The organism is Aeromonas crassostreae (assembly GCF_054052445.1).
Genome location: NZ_JBSTYM010000024.1, coordinates 44,690 through 51,989, shown reverse-complemented (window position 1 = coordinate 51,989; position 7,300 = coordinate 44,690). Strand labels below are relative to the sequence as shown.

Annotated in this window: 5 protein-coding genes and 1 tRNA gene; 3 read left to right on the top strand and 3 right to left on the bottom strand. The window is 63.1% G+C overall.

Annotated elements, in window-relative coordinates; genetic code table 11:
• Positions 1 to 11: 11 nt before the first annotated feature.
• Positions 12 to 88, top strand: a tRNA-Asp gene (locus ACW5W4_RS16045).
• Between the two features lie 156 nt (positions 89 to 244).
• Positions 245 to 1,081 carry a tRNA cyclic N6-threonylcarbamoyladenosine(37) synthase TcdA gene (tcdA, locus tag ACW5W4_RS16040; RefSeq protein WP_456690045.1) on the top strand — a complete coding sequence of 279 codons (837 nt, stop codon included), beginning with the start codon at positions 245 to 247 and terminating at the stop codon, positions 1,079 to 1,081.
• 21 nt (positions 1,082 to 1,102) lie between these two features.
• Here the strand turns inward: tcdA and ACW5W4_RS16035 are convergent, their stop codons facing one another.
• Both ACW5W4_RS16035 and ACW5W4_RS16030 read right to left on the bottom strand, forming a co-directional pair.
• Positions 1,103 to 1,537: a SufE family protein gene (locus ACW5W4_RS16035; protein ID WP_456690044.1), complete on the bottom strand. Its 435-nt coding sequence runs from the start codon at positions 1,535 to 1,537 to the stop codon at positions 1,103 to 1,105.
• 13 nt (positions 1,538 to 1,550) lie between these two features.
• Positions 1,551 to 2,771 (bottom strand): cysteine desulfurase, encoded by a 1,221-nt coding sequence (locus ACW5W4_RS16030; protein ID WP_456690043.1) that lies wholly within the window; start codon positions 2,769 to 2,771, stop codon positions 1,551 to 1,553.
• A 152-nt stretch (positions 2,772 to 2,923) separates the two neighbouring features.
• Here ACW5W4_RS16030 and rep point away from each other — a divergent pair, with 152 nt between their 5' ends.
• Positions 2,924 to 4,936: a DNA helicase Rep gene (gene rep / locus ACW5W4_RS16025; protein ID WP_456690042.1), complete on the top strand. Its 2,013-nt coding sequence runs from the start codon at positions 2,924 to 2,926 to the stop codon at positions 4,934 to 4,936.
• A gap of 41 nt (positions 4,937 to 4,977) precedes the next feature.
• On the opposite strand, the gene ACW5W4_RS16020 is transcribed toward rep, so the two are convergent.
• Entirely contained in the window at positions 4,978 to 7,263 is a 2,286-nt protein-coding gene (locus ACW5W4_RS16020; protein ID WP_456690041.1) for a putative bifunctional diguanylate cyclase/phosphodiesterase, read from the bottom strand.
• Between the last annotated feature and the right edge of the window lie 37 nt (positions 7,264 to 7,300).

Sequence of the window (7,300 nt, the reverse complement as noted above, 5' to 3'; positions counted from 1 at the left end):
TAACCGAATGCGGAGCGGTAGTTCAGTCGGTTAGAATACCGGCCTGTCACGCCGGGGGTCGCGGGTTCGAGTCCCGTCCGCTCCGCCACTATTTAGAAAGCCCAGTCGAAAGACTGGGCTTTTTTTCGTTTCAAGCATCCCGGCATACAACTCACTTCCCCTTCGGATCAACACCATCATCACCCGATCATCGCCGCTGGCTGCGGTTGCCGCTATAATGGCCGCCCTCAAGCAAGGTGGTGGTATGAAAGCAGAATATCTACAGCGATTCGGGGGCATTGCCCGTCTTTATGGTCAGAGCGCTCTTGGTTCCTTCAGCCAGGCCAAGGTCTGCGTGGTGGGGATAGGCGGGGTCGGCTCCTGGGCAGCCGAGGCGCTGGCCCGTGCCGGCATCAACCAGATCACTCTGATCGACATGGATGACATCTGCATCACCAACACCAATCGTCAGATCCACGCCATGCAGGGCACGGTCGGCCGCCTCAAGACAGAAGTCATGGCCGAGCGTATTCGTACCATCAACCCCGATTGCGACGTGATCGAGGTGGATGACTTCGTCACCGCAGATAACCTGGCCGAGCATATCAAGCGGGAGTTTGACTATGTGGTGGATGCCATCGATTCGGTCAAGGCCAAGGTGGCGCTGATTGCCTTCTGCAAGCGCAACAAGATCCCGGTGATAGTAGCTGGCGGTGCCGGCGGGCAGATGGACCCTACCCAGATCACAGTGGCCGATCTGGCCAAGACCATTCAGGATCCGCTGGCGGCCAAGGTACGCTCGGATCTTCGCCGGTTGCATAACTTCAGCAAGAATCCGGCGCGTAAATTCGGGGTGGAGTGTGTCTTCTCGACCGAGCAGTTGAGCTATCCCGATGGCCAGGGCGGCACCTGTCAGGCCAAGGCGGCCAGCGACGGCAATATGAAGATGGATTGTGCCTCCGGCTTTGGCGCCGTGACACCGGTGACGGCAACCTTCGGTCTGGTTGCCGCGTCCCGGGTATTGAAGAAGATTGCCGAGCGTGGGGCCCGTGCCGAGAAAGAGGCCGGGAATGAAGACGCAGGGTCGATTGGCGAAGCCTGATCGACCACTGAACAAGGCGGGTTAGACTGCTTGTTCCCGGATCGCCAACACGATTGCCCTGAGCCCGTTGCCCCGCGACGGGCTCAGGTGTTTCTCCAGCCCCAGCTCGCTGAAATAGGCATCCATATCAAACGCCTGGATCGTCGCTGCCGGTTGGTGGTTGAGCGCCGCCAGCACTATGACGATAAGGCCCCGCACGATGCGGGCGTCGGAGTCGCAGGCAAAGTGCCAGCAGCCATCCTCCCCCTTTTCGCTCTTTAGCCAGGCCTGGCTCTCACACCCCTTCAGACGGTTATCTTCGGTTTGCCACTCGGAAGGCAGGGCGGGCAGCTGCTTGCCGAGCTGGATGATGAGTCGGTATTGGTTCTCCCAGCCGTGGGCGGCGGCAAACTGCTGGCGGATGCCTTCTGCGTTGGGCTCCAGGCCGATCTGGGTATAGGTTGCTAGGCTGCTCATGGGTTTGTCTGCCTTAGAAGAAGTCACTGAGTTTGTGCAGGGCTGCCAGCAGGGCATCCACATCATCCCGATCGTTGTAGCAGGCCAGCGAGGCGCGCATAGTGCCGCCGATACCGAGCGATTCCATTAACGGCATGGCGCAGTGATGGCCGACCCGCAGCGCTATCCCCTGCATGTCGAGCAGGGTGGCGGCATCTTGCGGGTGGATGTCCTCCAGCAGGAAGGAGACGGCGCCGGCACGTTGCTTTGGTTCACCGATGAGGCGTAGGCCCGGCACCTGCCGCAGCCCTGCCACCAGATGGTCGGTGAGAGCCTGCTCGTGGCGCACCAGGGCAGCCCTGTCTTGCGCCGTGACAAAGTCGATGGCGGCAGCCAGACCGATGGCGCCGGCGATGTGCGGGGTGCCCGCCTCGAACTTGAAGGGCAGGGTATTGAAGGTGGTGCCGCTGAAGCTGACTCTGTCGATCATCTCGCCGCCCGCTTGCCAAGGCGGCATGCGCTCCAGCAGGTCGGTGCGGCCCCAGAGCACGCCTATGCCGGTCGGGCCATAGAGCTTGTGGCCGGAGAAGGCGTAGAAGTCACAGCCGATGGCCTGCACGTCTACCTCGAGGTGGGCCACCGCCTGGGCGCCGTCGATCAGGGTCATGGCACCAACCGCCTTGGCGGCCGCCACTATCTGCTCGACCGGATTCACGGTACCGAGGGCATTGGAGACATGGGCCACGCTCACCAGCCGGGTACGGGGTCCCAGCAGGGCCCGATAGGCGGCCATGTCGAGATCGCCCCGCTCATCGAGGGGGATGACCCGAAGGATGGCACCGGTACGCTCTGCGACCAGCTGCCAGGGGACGATATTGGCGTGGTGTTCCAGGGTGCTGAGGACGATCTCGTCCCCCGCCCTGAGCTCGCTCGTCCCCCAGCTGTTGGCCACCAGATTGATCGCCTCCGTGGTGCCACGGGTCCATAACACCTCGTGACTGCGAGGGGCATTGATAAAGCGGGCCACCGTCTCGCGGGCATCTTCGAAGGCGCGGGTGGCGCGGCCGCTCAGGGCATGGGCGGCGCGGTGCACGTTGGCGTTGTCGGCTCGATAGTAGTGAGCGATGGCATCCAGCACGGCTTGCGGCTTCTGGGTGGTAGCGGCGTTGTCCAGATAGATCAGCGGGTGGCCGTTGACCTCCTGCGCCAGGGCCGGAAACTGGCTGCGCAATTGGGCGTGCTGTTGCTGATTCATGCTCCCCTCATCTCCTCTGGAAAAGGCGGTCATGATCCGGAAAATGGCGGGCAAACACAAGGCGCAGTGGCGAGATCCCGTGCCCGGTTTCGGCTGCCAACGGGATCTCTGCTACAATGCCGCCCCTCATCATAAGCCAAGAGATCCGGCCCATGAAGCTCAACCCCAATCAGAACGAAGCGGTCAAGTTTGTCTCCGGCCCTTGCCTGGTGCTGGCGGGTGCCGGATCGGGCAAGACCCGCGTCATCACCAACAAGATCGCCTATCTGGTGCAGCAGTGCGGCTACAGTGCACGCAACATCGCCGCCGTCACCTTCACCAACAAGGCGGCGCGGGAGATGAAGGAGCGGGTCGGCCAGACTCTGGGCCGCAAGGAGGCGCGGGGGCTCATGGTCTCCACCTTCCATACCCTGGGCCTGGAGATCATCCGTCGCGAGCACAAGAGCCTGAATCTCAAGGCGAACTTCTCCCTGTTCGACGACACCGATCAGCTGGCGCTGCTCAAAGAGCTGACCGAGGCGGAGCTCGACAACGACAAGGACAAGCTCTCGGCCCTCATCAGCCAGATCTCCAACTGGAAGAACGACCTCATACTGCCGGCGCGCGCCATGCGCATCGCCCGCGGACCGGAAGAGGTGCTGATGGCCCAGCTCTACGAGCGCTATCACCGCCAGATGGTGGCCTACAACGCGCTGGATTTCGACGATCTCATCGTGATGCCGACCCTGCTGCTGAAAAGCAACGAAGAGGTGCGTGCCCGCTGGCAGAACAAGATCCGCTACCTGCTGGTCGACGAATACCAGGACACCAACACCAGCCAGTACGAGCTGGTGAAGCAGATCGTCGGCGAGCGGGCCCGCTTCACCGTGGTGGGGGATGACGACCAGTCCATCTACTCCTGGCGTGGCGCCAAGCCGCAGAACCTGGTGTTGCTGAACGAGGACTTTCCCAGCCTCAAGCTGATCAAGCTGGAGCAGAACTACCGCTCCAAGCGGCGCATCCTGAAATGCGCCAACATCCTGATCGCCAACAATCCCCACGTCTATGACAAGGCGCTCTTCTCCGAGCTGGACGAGGGGGTCAAGCTCAAGGTGCTGTTCGCCAAGAACGAGGAGCACGAGGCGGAGCGGATCGCCGCCGAGATGATGGGCCACAAGTTCATGAATCGCACCCGGTTCAAGGATTACGCCATCCTCTACCGGGGCAACCATCAGTCGCGCATCTTCGAGAAGGCGCTGATGACCAACCGCATCCCCTATCGCATCTCTGGCGGCACCTCGTTTTTCTCCCGCACCGAGATTAAAGACATCATGGCCTACTTGAAGCTCCTGGTGAATCCGGATGAGGACACCGCCTTCCTGCGGGTGGTGAACCTGCCGCGCCGGGAAATCGGCCCCACCACGCTGGAGAAGCTCGGCCAATACGCCAACCAGCGTGGCAAGAGCCTGTTTGCCGCCAGTTTCGAGCTGGGGCTGGAGCAGCACCTATCAGGTCGAGGTCTTGGTAACTTGCAAGCGTTTACTAAATGGTTGACACGACTTGGCGATCAGGCGCAGCGGGGCAACCCGGTCGAGGCGGTGCGGGACATGATCAAGGAGATCCACTACGAGGAGTGGCTCTACGAGACCTCCCCCAGCCCGAAGGCGGCCGAGATGCGGATGCAGAACGTCTCCACCCTCTATCGCTGGATCACCGAAATGCTGGAAGGGGACGAGCTGGAGGAGTCGATGACGCTTGCCCAAGTGGTCACTCGCCTCACCCTGCGGGACATGATGGAGCGCAACGAGGGAGAGGACGACGCGGATCAGGTGCAGCTGATGACACTGCACGCCTCCAAGGGGCTGGAGTTTCCCTATGTCTACATGGTGGGCATGGAGGAGGGCCTGCTGCCCCACCAGACCAGCATCGACGAGGACAACGTGGAGGAGGAGCGCCGCCTCGCCTACGTGGGGATCACAAGGGCCCAGACCGAGCTCACCTTCACCCTCTGCCGGGAGCGGCGCCAGTATGGCGAGTCGGTGCGACCCGAGCCGAGCCGCTTCCTGCTGGAGCTGCCCCAGGACGACCTGGAGTGGGAAAACCAGAAGAAGGTGACGGCCGAGGAGCGCCAGCAGAAGGGGCAGGTCGGGGTCGCCAACCTGAGGGCCCTGTTCAAGAAGGATTGAGGCGGGGGCTGCCCCTATGGCGGGCCGCCTCGGCAGAGACGCTAGTCCGGATCTGGCCCCGTCTCAGCCCCCAGCAAGGGGGTGATGTCGCTGCCGGGTAGCGGAGGGGATATGTACCGCCCCTGGCCGAAGGGGCAGCTCAGCGCGATCAGCTGCTGCAGCTGGGCCTGACTCTCTATCCCTTCGACCACCAGGGCGAGGCCCAGATCGCGGCAGATGTCGCGCATGGCGCGGATCAGTGCCAAATCCTTGGGGGAGTGCAGCATGCGGTGGGTGAAGCCATCGTCCACCTTGACGTAGTCCACCGGGTAGTGAAACAGGGAGTTGAGGGAGGAGAAGCCCGAGCCGAAGTCGTCCAGGCTGATCTGTATCCCTCTGGCCCTCAGCTCATGGAGGCTGGCGATGATGTCGGCATCCTGGCGCGACAGCTCCCGCTCGTTGAATTCGAAGATGAGGTAGCCGGCGTAGACACCCTCGGCCGCGATGATGTCGAGCAGGGCCTGCACGGCATGCTCGCTTGCCAGGTGCTGGCCGCACAGGTTGATGGCCAGCTTGAACTTGCGCAGATCCGCCCCGGGCAGCCAGCGCCGCAGCTGCTGGCAGGCCTGGCGCAGTATCTTGTGATCCAGTGCCTCGATCAGGCCGCACTGCTCCGCCAGCGGGATGAAGTCGAAGGCATCCTTGAGCTCCCCTTCCCGGGTGATCCAGCGGGCCATGACTTCCAGCCCCACCAGGCAGTTGTCCTCGAGCCGGATCACCGGCTGGAAGTAGGGCAGGATGCGCCCTTCGGCCAGGGCGTTGGTCAGCTGCTCCTCCGGCGATGCCCAGGCCTGCTCCGTGCACTCGGCCGAGTAGTGCACCACCCGGGCGCGGCCATTGCGCTTGGCCCGGTACATGGCGAGATCCGCCTGATGGAGCAGCTCGCTCACCTCCTGGGTCTGCGCCGACACGCTGGCCACTCCCATGCTGACCGTGATCGTCTGCTCCGTGCCCGTCAGCCGGAAGGGGTAGGCGAGGCGAGCCAGGATGCGGTTGAGCACGGGTCCGGCCCCCTCCTCCCCCATGCTGTTGTCCAGATAGATGACGAACTCGTCCCCACCGAGCCGTGCCACCAGATCATTCTGGCGCAGGCAGCCCTGCAGGCGACGCCCCAGCTCCTTGAGCAGCAGGTCGCCATTGCCATGTCCCAGCTCGTCATTGATCTGTTTGAAGTGATCTATGTCCAGGAAGATCAGGGTGAAACCGACGCCGCCATGGCGCTGGTAATGGCTCATGGCGTGTTGCAGGTGATCCATCAGCAGGCTGCGGTTCGGCAGGCCGGTGAGGGGGTCGTGCAGGGCGTCGAACTGCAACTTGCGCTCCAGCTCCTGATGCTGGCGCAGCTGTTTTTGCAGGCGCAGATTGGCCTGACGCAGCAACTGCAACCTGTGGTTGAGCCGATCCGGTGAATTGAAGTCGTTCAGTTGCTGGCGGATCTGGCCCAGCTCGAGCAGCAGGGTGAGCTGGTTGCGCAGGAAATCGAGAAAGAGGCGGTCATCGGCGCCCAGGGGCCGGGTGGTGGCCAGCAGCAAGTGGGCGAAGTAGTGCTGCTGCAGCCGCAGCGGTGTGCTGTACCAGTAGAGTCCATCCCGCTCGCGCTCGGTCGGATTGGTCTCATGGCAGAGCCCGCGCAGGAAACCCTCCTCCCCCTGGAAGGGGTGGGGATAGAGGTGGCTGACCTCCTTTGGCCCGAGTCGCATCAGGTGCAGCTGGTGCAGTCCCAGGCTGTTTTGCAGCACCTCATCGAGCTGGGCCAGCAGCGCCTGGGTCGGCAGGCTGTTGGCCAGGCGCAGGATGCGATTGATCTGCTCAATTTTGTGCTGCCAGTCCGGATCCCGACCGATCAAGGGCGACGCCGGTTCGGTCAGTCTGGCGTGGGTGTTGGCCTCCGCCAGGCGCTTGGCCAGGCATTCGAGCAGCAGCCGCAGGTCGGCCCGCTCATAGGGCTCACTCTGCACCAGCAGCCACTGGATCCTGTCGTCCTGCACCGGCAGCACGCACCAGCCCTGCTGGCCATCCAGGGCGGCCAGACTCTCGCTCAGCCCCGGCTCTTCCCGGCCGAGCTGGGCCTTGATACCTGGGGCCAGATCCTGTTCATAGTGCCAGACAGGGCCATGGGGGCTGAGGCCGAGCAGGCCAATCTGATGCAGGGGCGCCAATTGTTGCAGGTCGGCAAACAGGCGCCGGTAGTGCGCCGGGCTGGCCTGGGAGGCAGGGGGAAAGGCGAGGATGGAGGCGACCAGCGCCAGCAGGGGGGAGGCATCCTGATCCAGAGGGTAGACAGACATCATGGACTCCCGATTGACGCTACCCTACAAGGGTAGT

Bases quoted from the DNA above. Each gene is read 5' to 3' on its own strand.
- rep (WP_456690042.1), top strand. From the start codon at position 2,924: ATGAAGCTCAACCCCAATCAGAACGAAGCGGTCAAGTTTGTCTCCGGC.
- ACW5W4_RS16030 (WP_456690043.1), bottom strand. From the start codon at position 2,771: ATGAATCAGCAACAGCACGCCCAATTGCGCAGCCAGTTTCCGGCCCTG.
- tcdA (WP_456690045.1), top strand. From the start codon at position 245: ATGAAAGCAGAATATCTACAGCGATTCGGGGGCATTGCCCGTCTTTAT.
- ACW5W4_RS16020 (WP_456690041.1), bottom strand. From the start codon at position 7,263: ATGTCTGTCTACCCTCTGGATCAGGATGCCTCCCCCCTGCTGGCGCTG.
- ACW5W4_RS16035 (WP_456690044.1), bottom strand. From the start codon at position 1,537: ATGAGCAGCCTAGCAACCTATACCCAGATCGGCCTGGAGCCCAACGCA.